Annotated in this window: 29 protein-coding genes; 2 read left to right on the top strand and 27 right to left on the bottom strand. The window is 68.2% G+C overall.

Going from position 1 to position 23,791, the window contains the following annotated elements:
* Positions 1 to 23 precede the first annotated feature (23 nt).
* On the bottom strand, positions 24 to 914 hold the full coding sequence (locus RQG82_RS12920; protein WP_311259464.1) for a TIGR01777 family oxidoreductase: 891 nt from the start codon (positions 912 to 914) through the stop codon (positions 24 to 26).
* A 101-nt stretch (positions 915 to 1,015) separates the two neighbouring features.
* Here RQG82_RS12920 and RQG82_RS12915 point away from each other — a divergent pair, with 101 nt between their 5' ends.
* A complete protein-coding gene (locus RQG82_RS12915; RefSeq protein ID WP_311259463.1) occupies positions 1,016 to 1,849 on the top strand; it encodes a zinc-ribbon domain-containing protein in 834 nt (277 codons plus the stop codon).
* A gap of 33 nt (positions 1,850 to 1,882) precedes the next feature.
* On the opposite strand, the gene RQG82_RS12910 is transcribed toward RQG82_RS12915, so the two are convergent.
* Positions 1,883 to 2,260 (bottom strand): hypothetical protein, encoded by a 378-nt coding sequence (locus tag RQG82_RS12910; protein ID WP_311259462.1) that lies wholly within the window; start codon positions 2,258 to 2,260, stop codon positions 1,883 to 1,885.
* Between the two features lie 132 nt (positions 2,261 to 2,392).
* On the opposite strand from RQG82_RS12910, the gene RQG82_RS12905 reads away from it, so the two are divergent.
* Positions 2,393 to 3,481 (top strand): AAA family ATPase, encoded by a 1,089-nt coding sequence (locus tag RQG82_RS12905; RefSeq protein ID WP_311259461.1) that lies wholly within the window; start codon positions 2,393 to 2,395, stop codon positions 3,479 to 3,481.
* A 36-nt stretch (positions 3,482 to 3,517) separates the two neighbouring features.
* On the opposite strand, the gene RQG82_RS12900 is transcribed toward RQG82_RS12905, so the two are convergent.
* From RQG82_RS12900 to RQG82_RS12780, 25 genes are all read right to left on the bottom strand, one after another.
* On the bottom strand, positions 3,518 to 4,321 hold the full coding sequence (locus RQG82_RS12900) for a sigma-70 family RNA polymerase sigma factor (RefSeq protein ID WP_311259460.1): 804 nt from the start codon (positions 4,319 to 4,321) through the stop codon (positions 3,518 to 3,520).
* A 170-nt stretch (positions 4,322 to 4,491) separates the two neighbouring features.
* Positions 4,492 to 4,806, bottom strand: coding sequence for an HU family DNA-binding protein (locus RQG82_RS12895; protein ID WP_042541126.1), 315 nt, complete (start codon positions 4,804 to 4,806; stop codon positions 4,492 to 4,494).
* Between the two features lie 242 nt (positions 4,807 to 5,048).
* Positions 5,049 to 5,447 (bottom strand): flagellar assembly protein FliW, encoded by a 399-nt coding sequence (locus RQG82_RS12890; RefSeq protein ID WP_311259459.1) that lies wholly within the window; start codon positions 5,445 to 5,447, stop codon positions 5,049 to 5,051.
* Positions 5,444 to 6,331, bottom strand: coding sequence for a flagellin (locus tag RQG82_RS12885; protein WP_311259458.1), 888 nt, complete (start codon positions 6,329 to 6,331; stop codon positions 5,444 to 5,446). Before RQG82_RS12885 ends, RQG82_RS12890 begins: the two co-directional genes overlap by 4 nt.
* A gap of 17 nt (positions 6,332 to 6,348) precedes the next feature.
* Positions 6,349 to 7,755 (bottom strand): flagellar hook-associated protein FlgK, encoded by a 1,407-nt coding sequence (flgK, locus tag RQG82_RS12880; protein ID WP_311259457.1) that lies wholly within the window; start codon positions 7,753 to 7,755, stop codon positions 6,349 to 6,351.
* 7 nt (positions 7,756 to 7,762) lie between these two features.
* Positions 7,763 to 8,245, bottom strand: a complete 483-nt coding sequence (flgN, locus tag RQG82_RS12875) for a flagellar export chaperone FlgN (protein WP_311259456.1) — start codon at positions 8,243 to 8,245, stop codon at positions 7,763 to 7,765.
* Between the two features lie 121 nt (positions 8,246 to 8,366).
* Positions 8,367 to 8,615 carry a carbon storage regulator CsrA gene (gene csrA, locus RQG82_RS12870; protein ID WP_311259455.1) on the bottom strand — a complete coding sequence of 83 codons (249 nt, stop codon included), beginning with the start codon at positions 8,613 to 8,615 and terminating at the stop codon, positions 8,367 to 8,369.
* A gap of 89 nt (positions 8,616 to 8,704) precedes the next feature.
* Positions 8,705 to 10,771: a flagellar biosynthesis protein FlhA gene (locus RQG82_RS12865; RefSeq protein ID WP_311259454.1), complete on the bottom strand. Its 2,067-nt coding sequence runs from the start codon at positions 10,769 to 10,771 to the stop codon at positions 8,705 to 8,707.
* A gap of 52 nt (positions 10,772 to 10,823) precedes the next feature.
* Entirely contained in the window at positions 10,824 to 11,927 is a 1,104-nt protein-coding gene (locus RQG82_RS12860; protein ID WP_311259453.1) for an EscU/YscU/HrcU family type III secretion system export apparatus switch protein, read from the bottom strand.
* A complete protein-coding gene (locus RQG82_RS12855) occupies positions 11,924 to 12,685 on the bottom strand; it encodes a flagellar biosynthetic protein FliR (RefSeq protein WP_042541108.1) in 762 nt (253 codons plus the stop codon). Before RQG82_RS12855 ends, RQG82_RS12860 begins: the two co-directional genes overlap by 4 nt.
* A complete protein-coding gene (gene fliQ, locus RQG82_RS12850) occupies positions 12,685 to 12,960 on the bottom strand; it encodes a flagellar biosynthesis protein FliQ (RefSeq protein WP_042541106.1) in 276 nt (91 codons plus the stop codon). The genes RQG82_RS12855 and fliQ overlap by 1 nt, the downstream gene beginning before the upstream one ends.
* On the bottom strand, positions 12,960 to 13,799 hold the full coding sequence (gene fliP, locus RQG82_RS12845; RefSeq protein WP_396653619.1) for a flagellar type III secretion system pore protein FliP: 840 nt from the start codon (positions 13,797 to 13,799) through the stop codon (positions 12,960 to 12,962). Before fliP ends, fliQ begins: the two co-directional genes overlap by 1 nt.
* 127 nt (positions 13,800 to 13,926) lie before the next feature.
* Positions 13,927 to 14,355: a flagellar biosynthetic protein FliO gene (locus RQG82_RS12840; protein WP_311259452.1), complete on the bottom strand. Its 429-nt coding sequence runs from the start codon at positions 14,353 to 14,355 to the stop codon at positions 13,927 to 13,929.
* Between the two features lie 2 nt (positions 14,356 to 14,357).
* A complete protein-coding gene (locus RQG82_RS12835) occupies positions 14,358 to 15,014 on the bottom strand; it encodes a FliM/FliN family flagellar motor switch protein (RefSeq protein ID WP_311259450.1) in 657 nt (218 codons plus the stop codon).
* Positions 15,014 to 15,907, bottom strand: a complete 894-nt coding sequence (locus RQG82_RS12830) for a flagellar motor switch protein FliM (RefSeq protein WP_311259449.1) — start codon at positions 15,905 to 15,907, stop codon at positions 15,014 to 15,016. The genes RQG82_RS12835 and RQG82_RS12830 overlap by 1 nt, the downstream gene beginning before the upstream one ends.
* 35 nt (positions 15,908 to 15,942) lie before the next feature.
* Positions 15,943 to 16,752, bottom strand: a complete 810-nt coding sequence (locus RQG82_RS12825) for a flagellar motor protein MotB (RefSeq protein WP_311259448.1) — start codon at positions 16,750 to 16,752, stop codon at positions 15,943 to 15,945.
* Entirely contained in the window at positions 16,749 to 17,546 is a 798-nt protein-coding gene (locus RQG82_RS12820; protein ID WP_311259483.1) for a MotA/TolQ/ExbB proton channel family protein, read from the bottom strand. Before RQG82_RS12820 ends, RQG82_RS12825 begins: the two co-directional genes overlap by 4 nt.
* A 2-nt stretch (positions 17,547 to 17,548) precedes the next feature.
* A complete protein-coding gene (locus RQG82_RS12815) occupies positions 17,549 to 17,764 on the bottom strand; it encodes a flagellar FlbD family protein (protein WP_311259447.1) in 216 nt (71 codons plus the stop codon).
* A gap of 122 nt (positions 17,765 to 17,886) precedes the next feature.
* Complete coding sequence (locus RQG82_RS12810; RefSeq protein WP_311259446.1) at positions 17,887 to 19,053, bottom strand: flagellar hook protein FlgE; 1,167 nt, start codon at positions 19,051 to 19,053, stop codon at positions 17,887 to 17,889.
* A 30-nt stretch (positions 19,054 to 19,083) separates the two neighbouring features.
* Complete coding sequence (locus tag RQG82_RS12805) at positions 19,084 to 19,551, bottom strand: flagellar hook capping FlgD N-terminal domain-containing protein (RefSeq protein WP_311259445.1); 468 nt, start codon at positions 19,549 to 19,551, stop codon at positions 19,084 to 19,086.
* Between the two features lie 12 nt (positions 19,552 to 19,563).
* Positions 19,564 to 21,021, bottom strand: a complete 1,458-nt coding sequence (locus RQG82_RS12800; protein ID WP_311259444.1) for a hypothetical protein — start codon at positions 21,019 to 21,021, stop codon at positions 19,564 to 19,566.
* A complete protein-coding gene (locus RQG82_RS12795) occupies positions 21,018 to 21,389 on the bottom strand; it encodes a hypothetical protein (RefSeq protein WP_311259443.1) in 372 nt (123 codons plus the stop codon). The genes RQG82_RS12800 and RQG82_RS12795 overlap by 4 nt, the downstream gene beginning before the upstream one ends.
* On the bottom strand, positions 21,386 to 21,811 hold the full coding sequence (locus RQG82_RS12790) for a hypothetical protein (protein WP_311259442.1): 426 nt from the start codon (positions 21,809 to 21,811) through the stop codon (positions 21,386 to 21,388). The genes RQG82_RS12795 and RQG82_RS12790 overlap by 4 nt, the downstream gene beginning before the upstream one ends.
* On the bottom strand, positions 21,808 to 23,136 hold the full coding sequence (locus RQG82_RS12785) for a FliI/YscN family ATPase (protein WP_311259441.1): 1,329 nt from the start codon (positions 23,134 to 23,136) through the stop codon (positions 21,808 to 21,810). Before RQG82_RS12785 ends, RQG82_RS12790 begins: the two co-directional genes overlap by 4 nt.
* The gene (locus RQG82_RS12780) at positions 23,133 to 23,771 is read right to left on the bottom strand and encodes a FliH/SctL family protein (RefSeq protein ID WP_311259440.1); all 639 of its coding nucleotides are present in this window, start codon (positions 23,769 to 23,771) and stop codon (positions 23,133 to 23,135) included. Before RQG82_RS12780 ends, RQG82_RS12785 begins: the two co-directional genes overlap by 4 nt.
* Between the last annotated feature and the right edge of the window lie 20 nt (positions 23,772 to 23,791).

Here is a 23,791-nt window from a genome sequence, read left to right as displayed (position 1 = left end):
ACGTGGTCGTCGACGCACCGCGATCAGATCGCCGCGTCGACGGCCTGCTTCGCGGTCTTGTGGGAGAACTCGAACCCGGAGCCCTCGAGCGCCGCCGGTCTCACATCGGCATCCGAGACGAGCAGCGAGTCGGCGGCAGCACGGCTCAGCGCGAGTCTCAGCGCCCAGGTCGGAGCGGGGATCCAGAACGGACGCCGCATCTTCTGTGCGAGTGCGCGACCGATGTCGTTCGCCGAGGCGCGGGTCGGGCCGGTGAAGTTCACGGGGCCCTCGAGGCGCTGGTCGATCACGTGTCGGATGCCGCGGACCTCGTCTTCGAGAGAGATCCACGGCCAGATCTGGGTGCCGGGCCCGATGGGACCCGCGACCCCGAAGCGGGTGAGCTGGATCAGCGGTTTGAGCACACCCTGGCGATGGATGATCGGGGCAGTGCGCAGCAGCGCCACTCTCGTCTGCTCCCCCGCACGCAGCGCCTCCTGCTCCCACCGCACGCAGAGCTGAGCGAGGAACGTGTCGCCGGCGAGAGATGCCTCGGTCAGGATCTCGCCGGGAGCCGAGCCGTAGTAGCCGACCGCGGATGCTGAGACGAGCGACGGAGCATCGTCGCGGAGTGTGCGCACCGCCGTCGCGAGCGTGCGAGTGGTGGTCAGCCGGGACTCGACGAGCTCACGGCGGTAGCGACGGGTCCACGGCAGGCGGCCTACGCTCGCCCCGCCCAGGGCCACCACTGCGTCAGCACCGGCCAGCACATCGGGGTCGAGTTCGCGCTCCCCCGGCGTCCACTGCACCTCGGAGGCGTCGCGCGGAGGGCGACGCACGAGGGTCGTCACCTCCACGCCGTCTGAGCGCAGAGACGACGCGAGGGCCGTGCCGATCAGACCTGATGCGCCACTGATCACGATCCGCTGCGGCATGATGACTCCCTCTGTCCGTTCACCGGACTCGTTCCTCTCCGCGAGTCTGTCACGTCCGACGCCCCCTGGCGATGTCGGCGGCGACAGGTAGGTTGCCCGACGTGACCGAACCCGTGCAGTCGTGGTGGGCGAGACGCCAGTTCTCGCGAGGGCGAGACGTGCCCTACGAGGTCGGCACCTATCGCTCGCAATGGGCCGCCTACCCCGAGTTGATCCGCCAGTACCACCCTGAGCTCAATCACGGCATCGCGCTCTCGCAGGTGCCGCTGGCGGCCGACGTGCTGCTGTGCTGGGAATGCCGGGTCGGCCACCGTTTCGCCGCGACTCCGTCGGAACAGCGCGAGCGACCGGGGCGGGTGCGGCGCCAGTCGGCATGGTGCCCGGAGTGCTCCATGCTGGCCAGGCCTCAGCCCGTGGTGCTGGGTGAGGCCCGCGCGATCCCGCGGCGCCCGAAACCGCAGCTCGAACTGTGCGGCAAGACTCCCGCTCTGCCGACCGGCGAGGCTTTCTCGAGCGTGTGCGCTCCTGCACCGGCATCCGCCGCCGAAGCCCGTCTCCGCGCAGCACTCGCCTCTCGCATCGCCTTCGAGCCTGGTGTCAACGCGGTAAAGGTGGCGCGCCCCTTCTTCCGTCACACCGAGGTCTGGCCAGACATCCTGCTGCCTGAGCTTCGCGTCGCGATCGAGTACGACACCGTCGGGCGCCACGGACTCGAGCACATCGGCAAACGAGAGCAGACGGACCTGCGAAAAGACCGTGCCCTGCGCTCCTCCGGCTGGGAGGTCATCCGCATCCGCACAGGACGACTCGAACCGCTCGGCCCCCACGACCTGCAGATGCCGTCGGTCTCCGCTCGCGGCCTCGAGCGCATCATCGACGAGCTCCGTCAGATCCGCGGTCCGATGATCGTCGACGCGTACCTGACGCCCGGCTGACGACGCTGCGTGCGTGGGAGACCCCGCTCGGAGTCAGACCTCAGGTAGACCGTCGGCGAGCCTGACGACCGCTTCCCACTCAGACCTCAGGAACCTGGCCTCGCCGGCCGCGACGATCTGTGCGTTGTCGTTCGGGCCGAGCTCGGGTCGCATGGTCAACCCACCGACCTCGAGGCTCGGGATGCTCTGCTTGATGCACTCGACGCTCCCGCGCACGAGCAGCTCCGCCGTCTGCTCAGGCGTGGTCGCGGCCCCCATCACGGCGTCGTCGTGAGCGACGAGCACCGCCTGCCATGCGGGCTGCCGGTCGTCGGGATCGAGCGTGTACTGCATCAGCCCCTGCGGCGCGGCCTCGACCACGATGACGATCGAACCTGCGACCGGCTGTTCGTCTTCTGCGTACTCGCCCATGATGGATCCCCTGACCCGGGCGTCCCCACGCCCACTGTTGGCTCAGGGTACTGCGAAAAGTTTCTTCCCGAACCCCTTACGGCGATCGAATCTCGACCGATATATGAGTACGGGGAGCGAAGGAGAAGGATCTTGACCAGCACCTACATCGAGACCGGCGGACACGTCCGCGTGTACGACGCGGCCGTCCGCACGCATCACGAGTTCCCTCTCGGCACCTATCGAGTGCATTTCACCTCGAAAGAGGGATTCAGTCTGATCAAGATCGACGACCTCACCGTGGGCACCGAGCGCGTCTACGGCGGCCGCGACAAGAAGGTCGACAAGATCTTCCGCTCCTATGCCCTCACCGATCGCAGCCTCGGCGTGATGCTCTCGGGTGACAAGGGAATCGGCAAGACGCTGTTCCTGCGCATGGTCGCCGAGGAGGCCCGCGAGCAGTGCCTGCCTGTGGTGATCGTCTCAGAGGACAACGACGGCATCGTCGAGTTCCTCGACACGCTCGACGAGTGCCTGATCATCTTCGACGAGTTCGAGAAGGTCTTCCCTGCAGGTCGCCGCGGCGGCGCAGAGGGAGACAATCGGCAGAACCAGTTCCTGTCGCTGTTCGACGGCCTGTCGTCTGTGAAGCGCATCTACTGCCTGACCGTGAACGACATCAGCGACGTGAGCACCTACATCGTCAACCGCCCAGGGCGATTCCACTACCACATGCGATTCGAGTACCCCGGTCCTGACGAGGTGCGGCAGTACCTGATCGACCAGGCTCCGCACGCCGACCCCGACGAGATCGAGAACGTCGCCCTGTTCTCGCGCCGGGCTCGCCTCAACTACGACCACCTCCGTGCCATCGCGTTCGAGCTCGAGCAGCCGGACGCGCTGTTCGCGGACGTCGTGGAGGACCTCAACATCAAGTCGGTCGAGCCGAGCACGTATCGCATCGAGGCCCGCTTCCCCGATGGCAAGGTCTGGTCGGATGAGGTCGAGATGAACCTCTTCGAGCGGGGCGACGTCGGGCGCACCTTCGAACTGCGCAACGCGACGCGGTCGATCTTCGCGTCTTTCGTGCCCAAGGATCTCATCTTCGAACCGGACGGCAGCATCTTCGTGCCGATCCATAAGCTCGAGCTTCTCGACGATGAAGATGAGGAGCCCGAGGTCTACCCGACGACGGTCAACCTCATTCTGGTGGGGCAGGCGAACTACGGATTCGGTCTCTGACCGACCTCGCCGAAGCGTCGGTCTGCGGGCTCCTGATCAGACGCCGACGGCGTGCGACAGTATCGCGCGGGTGAACCGTTGGCCGCTGGCGGCGAGGCGCTCGAAATACGCGTCCAGGCCGGACGCGGATGAGCGCGGGGTCGGCGTGGACTCGGTCGGCGGGGCGTCGGCGTAGTGTCGGTCCAGCGCATCGCGGAGCATGCGCACCGCTGCGGCTCGCTGCTGCGAGACGGCGGCGTGCGATACGCCCAGCTCGTCAGCGAGCTCCGTCACCGTGCGGTCGTCGAAGTAGATCGCCGTGATGATCGACCGCTTGCGCTCCGGCAGCGCGTCGACGGCCCGTCGCAGGAACTCGTCGCGCTCGGAAGCGATGGCAAGCTCTTCCGGAAGGTAGCCGGTCCACACGATCTCCGGCGCATCGGGCGCGTCGAGGCTCGTGATCAGACGGTCGGCGTCCGCCAGTCCCTCTCGCGCGACAGCGGTGTCGACGCCCATGGCTGCCGCGATCTCCGCCACGGTGGGTGTGCGGCCGAGCGCTGCCGAGAGGGTCTGCCTGACCTTGATCGTCTGCTTGGCCCGCACCCTTACGTCTCGAGGTGCCCAGTCCATCGACCGCAGCTCGTCTTTCAACGCCCAGTTGACGCGCGCCCGCGCGAACGCGCCGAAGGGCACACCGAGGCTCGCATCGAACTTCTCGGCAGCGCGGACCAGTGCGAACGCACCGGCAGAGGCGAGGTCGTCACGGGAGACATGCGTGATGCGTGAGGCCACGTACGCCGTCGCCGCGCCGACGATGTGCAGGTGATCGACCACGAGCTGGTCATGGGGGCGCATAGGCATCGAATTCGCCTCTTTCACTGTAAGTGCAAGCCCTCCCCAGCGACTCACAGCGTGGCCTCTCCCCAGCGACCGGAACTACATTCAACTACATGCTAGGGGCGAGACGGGCATGAAAGATCCCCGGAGGCCAAAACCTCCGGGGATTCTCGTTTACGTTCAGATAACGATGACTAGTCGTTCACCTTGACCCGCCGGTTCACCTCTCGAGTCGCAGAGAACTTCAGCACCGTGTAGTCGTTGACCTCGGCGTCTCCGTCATCCTTCGCGAACTGCACACGATGACCCTTGTGCGTCTGCGGATAGAACTTGCCGAAGTTGGTGAGCGTCACCGTGTTGCCCCGGCCGACGAGGTCGAGGAGCTCGTCGATCATCGCGGTGTACGCGGTCTGTGCCGCCTGAACCGAGATGCCGCCGCGTCGTGCGAACCTCTGCACGAACTCCCGCTTGCTCACCCGATTCGTCTCGAGCGTTCTTGATGTGCTCATGTTGTCTTCCGTCCCATGGAATGTCGCTCGTCGCCGAGCGCCTTGCGCTGTACCCCTACCAACCGCATCCGTGACGTGCCCCAGGTCCCCGATCTCCTGCGACGACGCCGGGATCCCGCCAGTACCCCAGCCTGTGCTCTTCAGAGGATAGTTGCTCTTGCTTGGTATATGCGGTGAATTTCAGAATCCACTGCCTGCCGAGAGTCCGCCCCGCCGGAAGAGTCGGCGAACCGGACGCGCGTTCACCCGCCCAGAAGCGCGCGGATCGGGTACCGCTGGTCCTCGAGGATCGCCTGCACCGCGCGGCCGGACTCGGCATGGATGAGGATCGGAGCGCGCAGGTTGATGTAGACGCCGTCTGCAGACGGGTTCGCCACGACGAACACACGGACCTCGGAATCGTCGGCGGCGCCGATCTGCGCTCGCACGTCGGCGGGAACGGTCGGCTCGTAGCCGTAGTCCCCGGAGTGCGGATCGAGAAGGAACAGCCGCACATCGGCATCCGTGGCGCGCAGCGCGTGCAGCCCCTCCGCGCCGTCGATCCGCTCGAGGGTGAACGCCGTGTGCGGGCTCAGGCCCGGCATGGGTGACGCGAACTCGACGTCCAGCGCCTCGGTCATCTGGTCGGTGGACGCACTCATCGCAGGAACTCCATCAGATTGGTCTGCAGCGATCGGGCCGTCACCTGCAGTGCGGACTGGAACACGAGCTCGGCCGACTGCAGACGAACGAGCACCTCGAGGCTGTCGACGTTCTCGACCTCGGTGCGGCGGGCTTCGAGATCGATCGATGCCGCGAGGTTCTGGGCCGAGGCGCGCTCGATCTGCACCTGACGAGCGCCTGTCGTTCCTCGCGCCGCATTGACGTCCTTCAAGCGCGCGTCGATGTCGCCGAGACGTGCGCCGACCTCGACGCCACTGCGCAGGTCCGCCGCGATGTCCTTCAGCAGGGCGAACGCACTGTCAGCGCCCTCGCCGAACGCCTGCGAGCCGTCGAAGTCGACGCGCACCGTCTCGTTGTCGCTGATACGGCGATGCACTCCGTCGCCCGCCCCGCCGTTGAACGTGAAGGTGGTGGCGTCGAAGGCAGATCCCGCATCGCTCGTGCCGGCGAAGACGCTGCGACCGAGCACCCTCGTGCTCGCCTTGGCGAGCAGCTCCGCGCTGATCGACTCGAGCTCCTGCGCGATCGACTCGCGCGCCGTCGGGCTGAGCGCCCCGGAGTTCGCACCCTGAGCAGTGAGATCCCGCGCACGGTTGAGCAGGTCGGCACTGGCTCCGAGAGCGGTGTCGACGGTTGTCACCCACGCCATCCCGTCGCTGAGGTTGCGCGCGAACTGGGCGACGCGCGACTGGTCGCCGTGCACGCCGAGCGCTGTGGCTGCCGCAGCAGGGTCTTCGCTCGGCGAGCGGAAGGCGCGCTGCGAGGCCGCCTGGTTCTGCAGGCGCTCGCGGTCTGCGAGGTTGGTCTGCAGAGTCCGCAGGGACTGCTGCGTCATGGTGTTGCTCGTGATGCGACCGATCATGTTCACTCTCCCCAGAGTCAGCGGCCGACGAGGCCGGTGCGGTTGATCAACAGATCCAGAGCCTCGTCGACAGCGGTCAGCACGCGGGCCGCTGCCTGATAGGCGGTCTGGTAGGTCAGGAGGTTGATCGTCTCCTCATCGCCGTCGACCGACGAGTTCGACTGCTGGGCGGTGACCGCCGCAACAGCTCCCATATCGGCGATGTCGGCACGCTGCAGGTCGCCCGCGACGGAGACCGCGAACCCGGTGACGAAGGTCGACCAGGTCTTGGTGGGCCCTGTCGCCGATGCACTGAGCGCGCTGATGCGGTCGGCGATCGTGGTGTCCTTGGCGCCGGCTCCCGGCGCTGCCAGAGCCAGCTGGTCGAGACCGGTGGGAACCACGCTGAGCCCGAGAGCAGCTGGGCCGGCACCATTGAGCGCGAAGAAATCGCCCCCGGCAGCACCGGACGATGTGACACCCGTGCGGTGCACGTCGTTCACAGCGGTCGCCAGCGCGGTCGCCGTCTCGTTGTATGCCGCTGCGACTCCCGCGAGCGTGCCGCCGTCGGATGCGGGGGCGAGCGCGCTGATCGTGCCGCCGACGATACCGCCCGTGATCGGCACTGCCAGGCCTGGTCGATCGGCCCACGCGACGGTGATCCGACCGGCGTCGGCGATGTCACGCGGCCCGCTCGCCACGAGCGCGCGACTGCTGTCGCGCGACACGAGCGCATTGCCGTCGACGCGAAGGGTGAGGGTTCCATCCGCCTCGACGATGCCCTTGGCACCGACCGCGGTCGAGAGCTGCTGAGCGAGGACGTTGCGCTGGTCGATCAGCTCGTTGGCGTTGCGCCCGGACTGCAGTGCGTCCCTGATCTGACCGTTGAGCGAGGCCACCTGACCTGCGACGGCATTGACGTCGGCCAGCTGGCTGTCGACCTGTCCGCGCAGATCGCTCCACTGCCCGGCGATCGTCTGGTAACCCGCGGCGACCTGTCCGATGAGCACGTTGGCGTTCGTGAGCACGACCTGTGCTGCCGCCGGGTCCGGCGTGTTGGCGAGGTCGGACCAGCCGGCCCAGAAGCGGTTGAGATTCGCCGCGAGACCGTCCTTCGTCGGTTCGGCCAGCACGTCTTCGGCACTGCCGGCGGCCGTCGCGCGAGCGACCCAGAAGCCCGACGTCGACAGAGCATCACGGACGCGAGCATCGAGGATGTCGTCGCCCAGCCGCGCGATCCCGGTCACCCCGACTCCGCCGCCGATGCCGAGTCCCGACGGCCAGAGTCCCGTCTGCCCCGGCGCGGAGAACGATGTCTGCTCGACGCGCTGGCGTGTGTAACCGGGGGTGGCCTGATTGGCGATGTTCTGACCGGTCACGGTCATTCCCGCTCGGGCGGCGGAAAGCGCGGATTCTGCGAGTCGGAGTGCTGCGAAAGAAGACATCGTCGCCTCACACCCTCGTGTCGAGGAGTCGGGAGTCTCCGCCGCGGACGACATCGCCGTGCGTGTCGTACTCGCCGGTCGGCACGCCGAGACCTGCGATCGTCTCCTGCGTCACCCGGATGGCCGTGCGCAGTCGCTGCTCGTTGACCTTCTTCATGTCACCGATCTCGTCGGCCAGGGTCGTCATCGCGTCGAGGTGACCCGTCAGGATCTCACGCCACGCATCGGTCGGCGCGGCCTCGATCAGATCGCGCAGCGTCGTCGCCTCGGGCACGCCCCATTCGTCGGCCACCGCGATGACCAGCGTGTCACGCGAGAGGGCGACCGTCGGCATGGCCGCGATGACCCGCTCGATCTCGTTCGCCGCATGGTGGATCCAGCGGTTGCGTCCGGTCGCGAGCAGCATCTGCTGCTCGTCGAGCTTGAAGAGCAGCACCTCGAGAAGGTCGCGCTCTCGCATCAGTTGCATGCTCAGGTCGTGAGCGGCCACGATTCGTCACCTCGTCATGTCACGGTTTCCATGACGGGATCGCCCGTCACATCCACGACTATCGCGACAAGGAGCGGGCCAGTAACTCGGAGTGCGGCGAGATGACGCTCGTGCGAGCGGATCAGGGAGCGGGGGTCGTTCTTCCCAGGACACCGAGGAGAACCGATTCCGCAGACTCGTCGGAGGATGTCTGGACGGCTTCCTGGTTCGCATCGCTCACTGCGAGGACGATCTCGGCGCGGTTGATGCGCTTGTCCCGAGGGGCATCGATGCCGACGCGCACGCCGCTGGGGGTCACCGCGAGGATGGTGACGGTGATGTCGTCGCCTATCACGATGCTCTCGTTGGCGCGTCTCGTGAGTACCAGCATGCGTCGTCTGCCTTCCATGGCGTGAGCGCTGTTGCGCCCTCTGCTCACAAACGTATCGCACTCAACTCGTAAATGAGCAGAATCCGGCGTTACACCGCCGCGCTCGGAAGAGCCGACTGCGTCATGCGCACCACCCCGACCACATCGGTCGCGAGGCCGCCCGCCGCGGCCTCGTCGTACGACAGCACGGGGAGGCCGCTGACCTGCGACGAGACCATCCGTCGCACGGCCTGACGCAGAGACGGAGCGCACACGAGCACGGGTTCCGGACCCACCTGCTCGAGCTCGGCGACCGTGCGCCGCACATTGTCGAGCACCTGCATCGTCGACTCCGGAGTCAGCACGATCTGCGGATGACCGTCGATGACCCGCATCCCCTCGAGCATCTGCTGTTCGAGCATCGGGTCGAACATGACGACACGGATCCGTCCATCCTCGGCGAAGCGCGCGGCGATCGCCGGCCCGAGTGCCGCTCTGGCCGCGTCGATCAGCCCCGCGGTCTCGGTCGAGGTCTTGCCCCGGAGGGCGAGCGCCTCGTAGATGCGGGCGAGGTCGTTGATCGGCACCCGCTCGGCGAGAAGCCCCGCCAGGACTCGCTGGATCGCCGCGAGCGACAGCACCGCCGGGGTGAGCTCCTCGACTGTCGCGGGGCTGGACTGCTTCAGGTGCTCTGTCAGCTGGCGCACGTCTTCGAGCGAGAGGAGCCGATCGGCCTGGCTCTGCACGATGTCCGAGAGGTGGGTGATGATCACGCTCGCCCGGTCGATCACCGTCGCGCCCGCCATGTCGGCGGCGCGCGACATCTCGGCGGGCACCCACTTGCCCTCGAGGCCGAACACGGGGTCGACGACGGCCGTGCCCGGAAGCTGCTCGAGACCCGTTCCGATCGCGAGCACGTGCCCGCGCGGCACCGAACCGCGGCCGGCCTCGACCCCGGCGATCAGGATCGAGTAGGTCTGCGCCGGCAGATCGATGTTGTCGCGGGTGCGCACCGGCGGCATCAGGATGCCGATGTCGAGAGCGAGCTTGCGACGAAGGGACTTCACCCGGGTGAGCAGATCCCCTGCTCCCCCGGACGCCAGGTCGACGATGTCAGGAGACAGAGAGATCTCGAGAGCATGCACGCGCATCCTGTCCATGAGCTCTTCGGGCCCCTCGACCCCGGCCTCGACGGCCTCCTGCTGCAGCGCATCGGCCTCCGCTGCGGCATCGCGGTCTTCGCTCGCCTTGACGCGGGATGCCGCGAACAGCAGCACGGCCCCGATCGCCAAGAAGATCACCAGAGGCATCCCGGGGATGAAGCCCATCGCGATGGCCGCGAGGCCCGTGATCACGAGGGCGTTGCGCGACTGCATGAGCTGACGACCGGCCGCCTGGCCCATCTCGGACTCGGCGTTCTCGCGAGTCACGATCATGCCGGTCGACACCGCCATGAGCAGTGCGGGGATCTGGGTCACCAGACCGTCACCGATCGTCAGGATGCTGTAGGTCTCGAGTGCGTCGCCGACCTCCATGCCGTGCTGCACCATGCCGATGATGATGCCGCCGACGAAGTTGATGATGACGATCACGATGCCCGCGATCGCGTCACCCTTGACGAACTTCGACGCACCGTCCATCGCGCCGTAGAAGTCTGCCTCTGCCGCCACCTCGGCTCGACGCTTGCGCGCCTCGGTATCGGTGATCAGCCCGGCGTTCAGATCCGCGTCGATCGCCATCTGCTTGCCCGGCATGGCATCGAGGGTGAACCGTGCTCCGACCTCGGCGACGCGCTCTGCACCCTTGGTGACGACGACGAACTGGATGACGGTGAGGATGAGGAAGATCACTGCACCGATCACGAGGGATCCGCTGATCGTGATCTCTCCGAACGCCTGGATCACCTGGCCCGCATGCGCCTCGCTGAGCACGAGACGCGTCGACGCGACGTTCAGACCGAGCCGGAAGAGCGTCGCGACGAGCAGCAGGCTGGGGAAGACCGAGAAGTCGAGCGGCTTCTTCACGAACATCGCGGTGAGAAGGATCAGCAGCGCGAACGAGATGTTCAGGACGATGAGTACATCGAGGAGCCCGGTCGGGATGGGCACGATGAGTAGGAGGATGATGCCCACCACTCCGACGGGCACCGTCGCCTTGGACAACAGCTGACCGATCATGCGTCTCGCCTTCTCATGCTCTCTACTCGTCCTGATCTGATCGCGACCCGGCTCACAGGCCGCGGTCCCTGGTGCTCGCGAAGGGCATCGTGTGCGTCCCCCTGGCCGCTCCTCGGCGCTTGAGATGCTCGATGAAGGCGAGCACCTGTGCGACGGCGGTGTAGAGCTCTTCGGGTATCTCCCGCCCGATCTCGCAGGCCGAGTGCAGCGCACGCGCGAGCGGGATGTCTTTGATCATCGGCACGCCGGCCTCTTCCGCCCTCTCGCGGATCTTCTGCGCGACTATTCCCGCCCCCTTCGCCACGACCCGAGGGGCCGACTTGCCCGGCTCGTACCGCAGCGCGACCGCGACGTGGGTCGGGTTCACGAGAACGACATCGCTGTCGCCGACTGCGGCGATCATCCGATTGCGGCTCATGGCGAGCTGCCTCGAACGGCGTTGGGAGCGTACGAGCGGGTCGCCCTCGCTCTTCTTGTGCTCGTCCTTGGCCTCGTTCTTCGTCATGTGGGTGTGCTTGCGGTTGCGTCGCATCACCACGGCCACGTCGATCGCCGCCAGCAGGATGCCCACGGCGACGGCGACCTGCAGGAGCGCGACGGCTCCCCCGGCCGCCTGCTCGAGCAGCCAGGTGATGTTGTGGCTGCCGCTGGCCATGAGCACGGGCACGAGACCTGCGACCACGATCCACAGCGCGAGCCCGATGGCCACCGTCTTCAGCAGTGCTTTGGCGCCCTCCCACAGCGCCTGCTGCCCGAAGACCCGCTTCATACCCGTCACGATGTTGAACTGCTCGGTGCGCATCGTCACACCTCGCAGATGGATGCCGCCCTGCGCGACCGCTGTGGCCGTCGTCGCGAGCAGCACCACCACCAGCATCGGGAGCAGGATGCCGCCGAGCGATGCGATCGCCGAGCCGAGCACGTCGATCGCCGCGTCGTCGGTGGGGTTCATCGCGACGGGCGTCACGGCGAGGAAGAGCTCGGTGACGACCTGCGTTCCCGAGGCGATCGTCGGCACCATCATCACGGCGGCGGCCGCGATGCAGACCCAGGCGGTGAAGTCCTGGCTGCGACCGATCTGCCCCTTCTTGCGCGCCTCCTTCAGGCGACGCTCGGTCGCCTTCTCAGTGCGTTCGCCGCTGTCGGACTCGCTCATCGCGTCACCCCCAGGAGCAGCCTCGCGGCCTCCTCGGCGATGACCGCGACCACACTGGGCAGCGCCGCGTAGACGAATCCGACGAGCAGCAGTGTGAGGCCGATCTTGATCGGGAAGCCCATCGCGAACGCGTTCAGGGCCGGCGCGACGCGGCTGACCAGTCCGAGCCCGACGTCTGCGAGGAAGAGCACGATCAGCAGCGGGCCCGCGATCTGCACGGCGCTGAGCATCATCTGCCCCGCAGCGCCGACGAGCGCCTCAGCAGGCTTGGCGAGATCGATCATGCCCGTGACCGGCACCGCGTCGAAGGAGCGGAACAGGCCGCCGAGCACGAGCTGGTATCCGTCCGAGGCGAACAGCAGCATGATCGCGGTCATCTGGAACAGTCGGGTGAACTGCGCGCCGTTGATCGCCATGCCGGGGTCGAACGCCTGCGCCAGCTGGAACCCGCCGAAGGTGTCGACGAGATGGCCCGCACCCTGGATCGCGCTGAAGAGCACCATCACGAGAAAGCCGAGGAGCGCGCCCGTCAGGGCCTGACCAGCCAGGGCGAGCATGAAGGCGCCAGTGTCGAGGCGCTCGTAGCCGGCCGTCACCACCGGCGACACCGCGAGAGCGAGACCCACGCCGAGCATGGCGCGGATCCGCATCGGGATCGTGCCGTGGCTGAACGGCGGGGCCAGCACCAGGAAGGCGGTGATCCGCACGCAGGCGAGGGAGGTCGCCTCGAGCCACGTGAAGTCGATGGGGATGTTCATCAGCCGCCGTTCAGCAGCGACGGGATGCGCGCGAACATCTCATTCGTGAAGGCGATCATCTCGGCGATCATCCAGTGCCCGGTCACGAGCAGGGCGATGCCGACGGCGACGAGCTTCGGCACGAACGAGATCGTCATCTCCTGCACCTGGGTGATGGACTGCAGCAGCGAGATGGCGAATCCCACCACGAGCGCGGTGATGAGCAGTGGCGCGCACAGCTTCGCGCCCACGATCAGCGCCGCCTGCCCGATGTCGATGACAGCCTCCGGGTTCATCAGCCACCCCCGTTGTACGACTGGATGAGCGCGGTGATGACCATCCCCCAGCCGTCGATGAGCAGGAACAGGAGGATCTTGAACGGCAGCGAGATCATGACCGGCGGAAGCATCATCATGCCCATCGACATCAGTGCGCTGGCGACGACGAGGTCGATCACGAGGAAGGGGACGAAGATGATGAACCCGATCAGGAAGGCGGCGCGCAGCTCGCTGATCATGAACGCCGGCACGAGGGTCTGCAGCGGGATGCTGGAGGCGTCCGTGGGATTCTCCATCTGCGCCGCCCGGTGCATGAGGGCGATGTCCTCTTCGCGGGTGTAGGTGAGCATCCACTGCCGCAGCGGCTCCTGGGCGAGCTCGAACGCCCTGCCGAAGTCGATCTGACCGTCGGTGAACGGCGCGACCGCGACGGCGTTGATGTCGGTGAGCACCGGCCACATGATGAACAGCGTCAGAAAGAGGCTGAGCCCGGCGAGCACCTGGTTCGGCGGGATCGACGGCAGCGAGAGCGCATTGCGGGTGAGGGCGAGCACCACGAAGATCTTGGTGAAGCTCGACATCATCAGCAGCAGAGCCGGGGCGACGCTGAGCACGGTGATGCCCAGCAGCGTCATGATGCTGTCGGACGGAGCCCCGTTGATGCCGTTGATCGTCACACCGTCGCCGTCACCGGTCTCGGTCGGGAGCAGCGGCGCGGCAGCGTGCGCTCCCGTGGCCTGCAGCAGCACCAGCACCGTCGCGATGCCGAGCGAGGCGCCGACGAGCACCCAGGCACGACGCGGCAGTCGCGGTGCGCGCGCAGGTGGCGACGCGGCGACTGCGGCGGATACGGGCACGGCGGCACTCCGAAGATGGGTGACGTGGCCGATCCGTAGCCAGAGGGTCGAGCGATCCGTGCTCGCAGTCGACTATCGCGACACGACGAGGTGCACGTAACCGCGATGACCGATGGGGTGGCCGCCGTCAGGCGACGGAGCGCAGCGCGCGGTCGACGATGTCGTCAGGCATCTCGGAGACAGCGGGACGGTTCCCCTCTGCGAGGATCTCCTCGGCGAGCGGAGGAGCCTCCTGCGTGTCGACGACGTTGATCCCGTGCTCGGTCACGCCGAGCACATAGCGGATGCCCCCGAACTCGGCCACCACGAGCTGCGCCTTGCCCCCGATGCCCGACCGCGCCACGACGGTGATCTTCTCGGGACGTGCCCGCGGGGCTGCCGCCGGACGCGAAGGCACGAGCTCCGACAGCTTGGCGAGCTTCTTCGGCATCAGCCCGGCGAGCGGGCTCACCCCCTTCGCCTGCGACTTCTGCAGGCGACGGCTCAGGAAGAGCAGCAGGCCGAGCACCGCGCCCAGCGCCACGATCGCACGGAGCGCGACGAGGATGTCGTCCATTGTCAGACCGCCTCGGCGCCGTCGAGGATGCGCTCGACGCGGATCGCGAAGTCGCCCTCCGCGACCACGACGGTGCCGTGCCCGATCAGGCGGCCGTTCAGCTTGATGTCTGCGGGAGACCCTGCGGCGCGGTCGAGCTCCACCACACGCCCCGGCTCGAGCGAGAGCACGTCGCGCACCGGCATCCGCGTGCGTCCGATCTCGACCACGAGTTCCATCTCGACGCCCGCGATGCGATTCAGTCGCTGCGGGCCACCTGCCGCAGCAGACCTGGCTCCGTCGATGCGCACGGAAGCGCGGGCGACGACGCTGCCGTCTGCGTCGACCATGTCGAACACCTGAGTGCCCGCGTCGGTGAAGACATCGGCGGCGGCGAGCACAGCACCGTCGCCGAGTGATCCGCTGCCGAGCACGGCGGTGGCCGCCTCGAAGATCGGATGCAGTCGATCGGTCAGCGGTGCGTTCTTCGAGCCGTCCTCGAGCTGCGACGGATCGACGACCTGGATCGCGATGCGCGCGCCGGGGCTGCCCGTGAAGGTGACGACGACCGCGTCGCCCGACGCACCGGGGTCGGTCGACGGCGCCGGGATGACGGGATAGCCGAACGGCAGCTTGCCGGCGATCGCCGCGGCGATGGCGGTCTCGTGGAAGGTGCTCATCAGTGGGTCTCCTCATGGGTGGTCGTGATCTTGCAGGTGAGGCGCGAGCCCCTGCTGCCGGGTGTGGCGAGGGCGATGCGCGTCTGCCCGGCCATGAGCTCGTAGGGTCGGGTCTCAGGGTGCGGCAGACGCAGCAGGTCGCCCGGAGCGAGGTCGAGGATCTCGCCGGTGCCGATCGTGATGGGCGCGAGACGCAGCGTCAGCTCGAGCGGGGTGCTGCGCACCTGCTCGAGGGTCTGCTCGGCCGAATGCGCCGATGTGGCATCCGATCCGGTGGCTGCCAGGCGGTCGACGACTGCCGAAGCGGGCAGCATGACGGTCGCCGTCGACTCGGAGTCCCCCAGCCGCATGGTGTAGCGGGCGACGATCACCGCGGCGGTGGCGGAGATGACCTGCATGTACTGGGGGTTGTAGTGCACCGCACTGAACCTCGGCGCCCCGGGAAGCAGAGCGTCGAGGCTGGCGTGGAGGTGCTCGAACGTGCCCTCCATCAGGTTGCGGACGAGGGCCAGTTCGATCGGAGTGAACGTGCGGGCTGCGGGAAGCGATGTGCTCCTGCCCCCCATCATCTGCACGACCCACAGCAGGGCGCTGTCGAGTCCGAACTGCACGACGCACGGCTCATCACGGTCGGCGAACGACCCCGCGACCATCGCCGTCGTGCCGGGGAGCGTGTCGGAGTACTCCTCATACGAGACCAGGTCGACGCTCTCGAGCGCCAGGTGCGCCCGCACGCGGATCTTGTCCGTCAGCTGCGACGACCACAGCCGGGCGAACGACTCGAACGCCGCCTCGAGATGCCGTGTGCTCTCGCGCCCGAGCTGGGCCGGGCGTCCGAAATCGTACGCCGGGTAGCGCACGGCCGGGTCCTCGAGCACGGCGGATGCGGTCATGATGGTCTCCTCGACGGTGGTGTTCACGTGAGTGCTCACTTGTTCGCAGCAGCCGCGAGAGCGGGTATCAGCGCTCTCACCTGCTCTTCTTCGTTCGACTCGACGACGATGTCGACGCGTCTGTTGCTGGCCAGCGCCTGTGGGGTGTCGCCCGGCACGATGGGGCGGGTGTCGGAGAACGCGGTGGCCTTCACGCGTGGACCCCCCAAGCCTTCGTGCTCGACGAGGAATCGAGCCACCTGGGTCGCGCGCCCGCCCGAGAGCTCCCAGTTGGTCGGGAAGGGGGCCGCGGAGACCCTGTGGTCTGCGTGCCCTTCGACGCTCACCTGGTTGTCGACCGTGGCCAGCACGTCTCCGATGGTGTCGAGCACGGCATCGGCCTTCGCCGAGAGGTCGGTGCTGTTGTCGGCGAAGAAGGTCTCGGCGCCGACCAGTCCGACCTGGAGTCCCCGATCGTCGATCACGAACTGCACGGTGTCCTGCAACCCCTGAGCCGCCAGCGAGGTGCTCATGCGATCACGCAGGCCGACGAGCGACTCGAACTCGGTCTCCGCGCGGGCGGCGAGATCGACCACCCCGTCGTCGTCCTGCAGCTCGGGCGGCACGATCATGCCCTCTGCCGTGTCGGCACCGCCCTCGGTGCTCTCCTGCCCGAAACCCGTCGCCAGGCTGTTCGCGAGCATCTCGAACTTCGTCTTGTCGACGTTCGATACGGCGAACAGCACGATGAACAGACACATCAGAACCGTGACCATGTCGGCATACGACACGGCCCAGCGCTCGTCCGGCTCGTCGTGCGAGTCGTCCTCATGCCCGCGACCGCGAGCTCGACGGGCAGTGCTCACTGGACGCCCTCTGCGCGCTCAGGCTCCCGCTTCTGCTTGCTGGCCTTGGGCTTCACGGTCGACAGCGCCTCGAGGCGCTCCTGCAGGAGGTGCGGCGCGCTGCCGGCCTGGATGGCGAGCATCCCCTCGGAGACGAGGGTCATCCTCTCGAGCTCGACGGCCCCGATCCGGCTCAGTCGGCCGGCGATCGGGTTCCAGATGAAGTTGGCCGAGAGCAGGCCCCACAGGGTCGCGACGAAGGCCGCGGCGATCATCGGGCCGAGGTGGTCTGGTTCGTCGAGCTTCTCGAGCACGTGGGTCAGCGAGACGACGGTGCCGACGATCCCGATCGTGGGCGCGTATCCGCCCAGCGAGCCGAAGAACTTCGACGCGACGCGGTTCCGCGACGACGTCGCGGCGATCTCGTCATCCATGACCATCCGCAGATCCTCGGCATCCGTGCCGTCGGCGAGAGCCTGAAGCGCCTGCCGGGTGAACTCGTCCGGCGCGGAGTCGAGTTCCTGCTCGAGAGCGAGAAGGCCTTCGCCTCGAGCCTTCTCGGCGTACCCGACGAGGAACGGGATCACCGCCTCCGGCGTCATCTTCGGCCCTCGGACCATGCGGCCGAGGCTCTTCACTGCGAGGATCGTGTCGCGGAGAGTGTGGCTGGCGATGCCGACGCCGATCGTCGAGCCCAGTACCAGGATCATCGGCGCGGGAATGAGCAGAGCCTCGAAGCTCGCCCCCTCCATCGTGATCATCGCGACCAGGGCGCCGAACGCCAGGACCACTCCGATGATGAACGCGGGATCCATGATCACGCGCCCGTCTGGGAGGTCAGCGCCTGGGCTGCGCCGACGACGCGCGCACGGTAGGCGACGATCAGGTCGATCAGGGCGTCGAGATCCTCCTCGACCACGTACACATGCCCGTCGACCATGTGCAGAGTCGTGTCCGGCGACGCGTGGATGCGTTCGATCAGGTCAGGGTTCACCGCGAACCGGGTGCGGTCGAGGCGGGTGACGATGATCATCGGGGGGTCTCCGGGATTCGGATGAGAGGGGGAAGTCTGCCCCGACTATCGCGACGCGGCCCGCCCCCGGTAACCAGGGGCGGGCCGCGTGGGGGCGGATCTGCGCGAGTCCGTGCGGGCTATCAGCGCTTCAGCTGGGTGAGCTCCTGCAGGACCTCGTCGCTGGTCGTGATGATGCGCGCGTTGGCCTGGAAGCCGCGCTGAGCGACGATCAGGTTGGTGAACTCCTGCGAGAGGTCGACGTTGCTCATCTCGAGCGCACCGGAGACGAGGCTGCCGAAGCCTGCCTGGCCCGGCTCGCCCATGCGCACGGCGCCGGAGTTGACGGATGCGCGGTATGCCGTTCCGCCGGCCTTCTCGAGTCCCTCGGGGTTGGCGAACGTGGCCATGGCGATCTTGCCGAGGGTCTGCGTGGCACCGTTGCTGAACGTGCCGACGATGGATCCGTCACCGGTGATGCTGTACGACTTCAACGTGCCGGCAGCCGCACCGTCCTGCTTGGACACGGCGACCGTCGACAGTTCCGCGTAGCCGGTGACCGAACCGAGGTCGACGCTCACGGCGCCGGCGGTGAGCGTGAGGCCCGCTCCCGTCTGCTTGCCGTCGGTGAATGCCAGCGACCCGGTCGCACCACTGGTGGGCTCGGTGACGTCCCATCCGGTCGCCGTCTTCGTGAAGGTCAGGCTGAGCGTCGAGGGCGTGCCCTGCGCGTCGTAGACGGTGACGTCGCGCACCAGCTCATCGCCGGTCGCTGCCGTCGACGGGAGGTTGCCGGTGACGGTGGCCGTCGTCGTCGCCTTCGCGGGCGACACGGCGTCGAGAGGGAGCACGATGTTTCCCGCCGCCTGCCCAGTGTTGACCACACCGTTCTGCGCCGGCCAGCCCTGCACGACCGAGCCGTCGGCGGTGACCATCTTGCCGGTGGCGTCGAACGAGAAGCCACCCGCCCGGGTGTACAGGGTCTCTCCGCCTGACTGGACGGCGAAGAACCCGTCGCCCGAGATCATCAGGTCGCCTCCACGACCGGTCGCCTGGGCCGAGCCCTGTGCGAAGTTGGTGCGCACGCCGGCGACCTGCACACCGAGACCGACCTGGGCGGGGTTGCGGCCGCCGACCTCGTCGTCGGGGATGCCCGGGTTGCCGATGAGCTGTGACAGCGAGTCCTGGAACAGCACGGACGAGCCCTTGAACCCGGCCGTGTTGACGTTCGCGATGTTGTTGCCCGTGACATCGAGCATGGTCTGGTGCGAGCGGAGGCCGGAGATTCCGGAGTAGAGCGAGCGGAGCATGGGGTTCTCTCTTCCTGGGTGAGACGGAGGTCAGACTGCGGCGGGGGTGGGCGCAGCGGGGGTGGGTGCAGTGGGGTTGGTCTGTGCGGTGGTGACGCCCGTGATGACGTCGAGCGCGACGGTCTTGTCGCCGATGGTCACCTGCGGAATCGGTCCGTCGAACGAGACCTTGGTCACGATGCCCGAGACGGTCTTGCCGTCGGCATCCTTGTAGCTCGCCTCCTGGCCGATGAGGGCGCTCGCCGCCTGACGCATGTTGAGGGCGAAGGCCTCGGCGCCGTTGTCGGCGAGTGCCGTCAGCTGCTCCATCATGGCGAGCTGGGTGGTCTGCGAGATCATCTCGTTGGTGTCCATCGGACTCGAGGGATCCTGGTGCGTCAGCTGGGTGACGAGGAGCTTGAGGAACACCTCTCCGTCGAGCACCTGCTTGCGGGCTGCGGGGTCGGTGGTGCCTCCCGTGTGGATCGAGCTCGGGGCGCTCACTGCGTCGACAGTCATTCGGTCGTCCTCTCAGGCGAAGATGTCGAGCCCCGCGCCGGAGATGGCAGAGGGCGTTGTCTGGATGGTGCGGGGCAGATCGGGGGCCTGCTCGACACCGCGGCGGTGGTCGGGTCGGCCGCGGTTCTCATCACGATCGCCTGCACCCTGCTGTGGCGGCGCATCGCCTGCGGCCTGCTGGCCGCGGTCGCCGGAGGAGTCCGCGGACGCGCCGTGGTTGACGCTCAGAGTGGCGTGCGGCATCACCGCGGCGAGGTCACGGCGCAGCTCGACGAGCATGGTGCGCAACGCATCGCGCCCGGCATCGGTCGCACCACTGAGCTCGACCTGCACCTCTCCGGATGCGGTGATGTGCGCACGCACCGTGACGGGGCCGAGACTGTCGGGGTTCACCGTCATCGTGAGCTGGTGGGTGCCCATCGGACGCTGGGCGATGCTCACGATCACCGGAGCGACTTGCGCTGCGACCGACCGATTCGCGGCGCTGGCGCCGTCGGGCGACGACGCGGGGGCGACCGTCGGGCCAGGAGCGACCGGCGCGATGGGGGCCGTCGCGGGTACGGGCTGCGAGCCCTGCGGCTGGTCCCCCGCATCACTCGCCATCTGCTGCTCCAGAGGGCCACCGACGCCGGGGGCGGGTACGGGGATGCCGACCACGGACGGGATCGCCGGCGGCGACTGCCGAGGGAAGGGCTCCGGCCGGATCACGGCAGCAACCGGGTCGGACAGCGCCGGTTCGGCACCGCCGCTCGCGGGGTCTTGCGGCGTCGCTGTCACGTCGACGACCCCTCGGGGGTCGCCAGGCCGGCCCTGCGATGTCCGGAGTTCGCCGCGGCCGCCGGCGGCGACTGCCGCGCTCGCCGCAGCGGGAGCCGACGCAGGCGACGAAGCAGGAGCCGAAGCGGGAGCCGTCGCTGTCGCTGAAGCCGAAGTCATGTGTGTTGCCGGCACGGTGTCAGAAGGAACGGTGGTCACTGCATCCGTCTCGGTGGCTCCGCTCGCCTCATCGACAGAACTCGCCTCCGCCCCGGCCTTACCCGGCATGGTCTCCCCCGTGGTGTCCGGAGCCGTCGCACTCGGCAGAGTCGTCTCGGACGTCGCCTGCGGTGTCGGTGCCTTCGGACCGGCGGTCTCGGACGTCGTCGCCTGCGGGGTCGTCGTCTGCGGGGTCGTCGCAGAGAGCTCCGCGGTCACCGGAGCCGACCACGCGACGAGGTGGGTCATCGCCGCGATCGCCGCCTGTGGGTCGATCGCGCGGTCGGGTGCCGCTGACGCCTCTACCGTCGGCCCGCTCTGCTCGGCCGTGGCGGGCTTCGCCGTGCCCGAGTCCGTCGCGCGGTCGAGCGTCCGACCTGCTGCGGTGAGGGCATCGCCGAACAGCGAACCCGAGTCAGCCGACGCTCGACCCCCGGTGTCCGCCTCGCCGGAGCCGGCGCCGGGCATGGTCGCGAGCAGTCCCACCGCGGTCATCCGAGCATCTCCATGATCTTCTGGATCGACGGAGTCGATCCGCCTGCGCCCGAGGCGTTCGCCGAGAACAGGGTCTGGAGTGCCGCGATGACGTCTGCGTTCTCTCCGCCGGATGCACCGGTGCCGGCGGCAGCCGTGGCTGCCGTGGACTCGGTGCTCGCGGTGCTCGAGGTGGTCTCGGTGGTCGAGGCCGCCTTGGCCGCCTCCAGGACTCCGGCGAACGTCGTCGAGCTGGCCGCCGACGTCTCGGCGGTCGCCTCCGTCGTGGCCGCTGCAGAGGCCGCGGCCGCACGCCCCGCCGGATCCAGCGACACGATCTGGGTCTCGATCGCGTCGACGCGGGCGATCACCGCCGCAAGCCCGGTCACGCTGCGCTCCCCTCACGTCGCGAGGTGCGCACGACGGCGATCTCATCGAGCGCGGTCTGCTCGGCGGCGAGCTCGGCCTTGGCGGTCTCGACCCGGTGGGTGCTCTCGAGTCGCTCGAGCCCCTTCAGATCGCGTCGCGCCTCGACGTGCGCAGATCTGGCTTCGGATTCCTCGCCGCGCCTCATGTCGACCAGAGCCTGCAGATCGCTGAGCGTGCTGCGCCCCGCGGCGCGGGCCGCAGCCATGGCCATCAACGCCCGAGGATCATCGATCTGCGCGCTGATGTCGGCGAGGCTCGTGATCGCGCTCTGCTCGGCGGTCTCGGCCTGCGCCCGTTCTGCGCTCGCTCGCGAGAGGTGCTCGGCGGCGACACGCTCCTGGGCGCCGCGCACACGCAGCAGACCAGCCAGTGGGAAGGTCATGGGGTGAGTCCTCCGAAGTCGGTGGTGAGGGCGGCGAGCTGCTGCCAGGAATCGTCGGATGCGGCGAAGTCGTCGATGCTCTGGGTGAGGAAACGAGAGATCGCACCCTCGTGCGCGAGCGCGGCGTCGACCATCGGATTGGCCCCCTGGCGATACGCGCCGATCTCGATCAAGTCGTTCGCACTGCGCCGGGCCGCCAGCACGCTGCGCAGCGTCACGGCGTTCTGCCGTTGCTCCGGCGTAGTGATCTTCGACACGACGCGAGACACCGACCCGAGCACGTCCACCGCAGGAAAGTGCCCGCGGATCGCGAGCGCCCGGTCGAGCACCACATGTCCGTCGAGGATCCCTCTGGCGGCATCCGCGATCGGTTCGTTGTGGTCGTCGCCGTCGACCAGCACCGTGTAGAGGCCGGTGATCGACCCGACGGGTCCGGTTCCGGCACGCTCGAGCAGCCGCGCGAGCACCGAGAAGGTCGATGGCGGATAGCCCCGAGTGGCTGGCGGTTCGCCGGCGCTCAGCCCGATCTCACGCTGAGCCATGGCGACGCGGGTCAACGAGTCCATCATCAGCACCACGTCGAGTCCGTCATCGCGGAACCCCTCGGCGATCCGTGTGGCGACGAACGCCGAGCGCAGCCGTGCCATCGCAGGTTGGTCCGAGGTCGCGACGATCACCACCGAACGCGCCAGACCCTCAGGCCCCAAGTCGTCTTCGAGGAACTCCCGCACCTCGCGACCGCGCTCACCGACGAGGGCGATGACGTTCACATCGGCGGTGGATCCGCGGGCGATCATCGACATCAGCGACGACTTGCCCACACCCGACCCGGCGAAGAGACCGAGACGCTGCCCCGAGCCCACGGGCGTCATCGTGTCGAGCACGCGCACTCCGAGCCCCAGCTGTCTGTCGATGCGTTGTCGGTCCATCACGCTCGGAGCATCATGGTCGAGTGAGACGAAGGCCGCGCTCCTGTCGAGCGGCCCCTTGCCGTCGATCGGCCGACCGAGTCCGTCGAGCACACGTCCGAGCAGCGCTCGTCCCGTCGGCACCTGCAGCGGTGCTCCCCCGTGCCGCACACGGGCACGAGCGGTGATCCCGTCGAGTCTGCCGAGGGGCATGCACCGGGCCGAGGCTCCGTCGACGGCGACGATCTCGGCATCGACCGGGCGGCCGTCCGCCGCGTCGATGCGGATGCGGTCGCCGACCGCGCCGTCGATGCCGAGCACCTCGACACCGAGTCCGCGCACCGCCTTCACGGTGCCGGAGCGCTCGGGGCGCGCGGCGGCGAGAGCGCGCTGCCACGACCGCGTCTCGGTGATCACCCGATCACCTCGGCGTCCTGGTCGCCGCCGTCGAGTGCGGCGGCAGCGCGGGCGAGCGCCGCAGAGATGCGCGTGTCGACCGCCCCGTTCTCGATCTCCACGATGGCGCCGCCGTTGTCCACGGCATGAGAGGTCGAGATCCGGATGCCGCGGAGCGCGTCGATCGTCGACGCCTCCTCCTGCAGGACACCGGCGTCCTGCACGCTGAAGGCGACGCGAGTCCACCTGTCCGCCGGCATCTCCGCCAGGGCCCGCCGCAGCGCGTGAGCGGCGGATCGTGCAGGATCCGACAGCTCCGCTCCGAGGATCGTCGTGGCCAGCATGACGGCGAGCTCTTCGATTCTGTCGGCAGCGAGCGTGCTCAGCTCGTCGATGCGCTGGTCGAGCGCCGCCTGCGCCGTCTCCAGTGCGCGCAGGCCAGAGCCTCGCTCGTGCAGATACAGCTCTCGGAGTTCCTGCATCCGCTGCTGCTGCGCGGCGCGCTGCGCCTCGCCCTCGTCGAGCGCGATTCTGCGACCTTCGGCGAAGCCGTCGGCGTAGCCCCGGGTGCGAGCGCGATCGGCCTCGCCTCGGAGGTCGATGGGAGTCTCGCCGACGCGCGGCACGACCAGTGGCGTGAAGGCGGAATCGAGCACGGAGGACACCTCGGAATCGA

Origin of the sequence: Microbacterium sp. WCS2018Hpa-9 (genome assembly GCF_031843745.1) — a bacterium.
Taxonomy (GTDB): domain Bacteria; phylum Actinomycetota; class Actinomycetes; order Actinomycetales; family Microbacteriaceae; genus Microbacterium.
The sequence above is the reverse complement of the archived record's forward strand: the minus strand, read 5'-3'. Positions and strand labels throughout refer to the sequence as shown.

Coding starts and splice junctions, on each gene's coding strand:
- RQG82_RS12920 (WP_311259464.1), bottom strand. CDS start 914: ATGCCGCAGCGGATCGTGATCAGTGGCGCATCAGGTCTGATCGGCACG.
- RQG82_RS12910 (WP_311259462.1), bottom strand. CDS start 2,260: ATGGGCGAGTACGCAGAAGACGAACAGCCGGTCGCAGGTTCGATCGTC.
- RQG82_RS12900 (WP_311259460.1), bottom strand. CDS start 4,321: ATGCCTATGCGCCCCCATGACCAGCTCGTGGTCGATCACCTGCACATC.
- RQG82_RS12895 (WP_042541126.1), bottom strand. CDS start 4,806: ATGAGCACATCAAGAACGCTCGAGACGAATCGGGTGAGCAAGCGGGAG.
- RQG82_RS12890 (WP_311259459.1), bottom strand. CDS start 5,447: ATGAGTGCGTCCACCGACCAGATGACCGAGGCGCTGGACGTCGAGTTC.
- RQG82_RS12885 (WP_311259458.1), bottom strand. CDS start 6,331: ATGATCGGTCGCATCACGAGCAACACCATGACGCAGCAGTCCCTGCGG.
- flgK (WP_311259457.1), bottom strand. CDS start 7,755: ATGTCTTCTTTCGCAGCACTCCGACTCGCAGAATCCGCGCTTTCCGCC.
- csrA (WP_311259455.1), bottom strand. CDS start 8,615: ATGCTGGTACTCACGAGACGCGCCAACGAGAGCATCGTGATAGGCGAC.
- RQG82_RS12865 (WP_311259454.1), bottom strand. CDS start 10,771: ATGATCGGTCAGCTGTTGTCCAAGGCGACGGTGCCCGTCGGAGTGGTG.
- RQG82_RS12860 (WP_311259453.1), bottom strand. CDS start 11,927: ATGAGCGAGTCCGACAGCGGCGAACGCACTGAGAAGGCGACCGAGCGT.
- RQG82_RS12855 (WP_042541108.1), bottom strand. CDS start 12,685: ATGAACATCCCCATCGACTTCACGTGGCTCGAGGCGACCTCCCTCGCC.
- fliQ (WP_042541106.1), bottom strand. CDS start 12,960: ATGAACCCGGAGGCTGTCATCGACATCGGGCAGGCGGCGCTGATCGTG.
- RQG82_RS12840 (WP_311259452.1), bottom strand. CDS start 14,355: ATGGACGACATCCTCGTCGCGCTCCGTGCGATCGTGGCGCTGGGCGCG.
- RQG82_RS12835 (WP_311259450.1), bottom strand. CDS start 15,014: ATGAGCACCTTCCACGAGACCGCCATCGCCGCGGCGATCGCCGGCAAG.
- RQG82_RS12830 (WP_311259449.1), bottom strand. CDS start 15,907: ATGACCGCATCCGCCGTGCTCGAGGACCCGGCCGTGCGCTACCCGGCG.
- RQG82_RS12820 (WP_311259483.1), bottom strand. CDS start 17,546: ATGGATCCCGCGTTCATCATCGGAGTGGTCCTGGCGTTCGGCGCCCTG.
- RQG82_RS12815 (WP_311259447.1), bottom strand. CDS start 17,764: ATGATCATCGTCACCCGCCTCGACCGCACCCGGTTCGCGGTGAACCCT.
- RQG82_RS12810 (WP_311259446.1), bottom strand. CDS start 19,053: ATGCTCCGCTCGCTCTACTCCGGAATCTCCGGCCTCCGCTCGCACCAG.
- RQG82_RS12805 (WP_311259445.1), bottom strand. CDS start 19,551: ATGACTGTCGACGCAGTGAGCGCCCCGAGCTCGATCCACACGGGAGGC.
- RQG82_RS12800 (WP_311259444.1), bottom strand. CDS start 21,021: ATGACCGCGGTGGGACTGCTCGCGACCATGCCCGGCGCCGGCTCCGGC.
- RQG82_RS12790 (WP_311259442.1), bottom strand. CDS start 21,811: ATGACCTTCCCACTGGCTGGTCTGCTGCGTGTGCGCGGCGCCCAGGAG.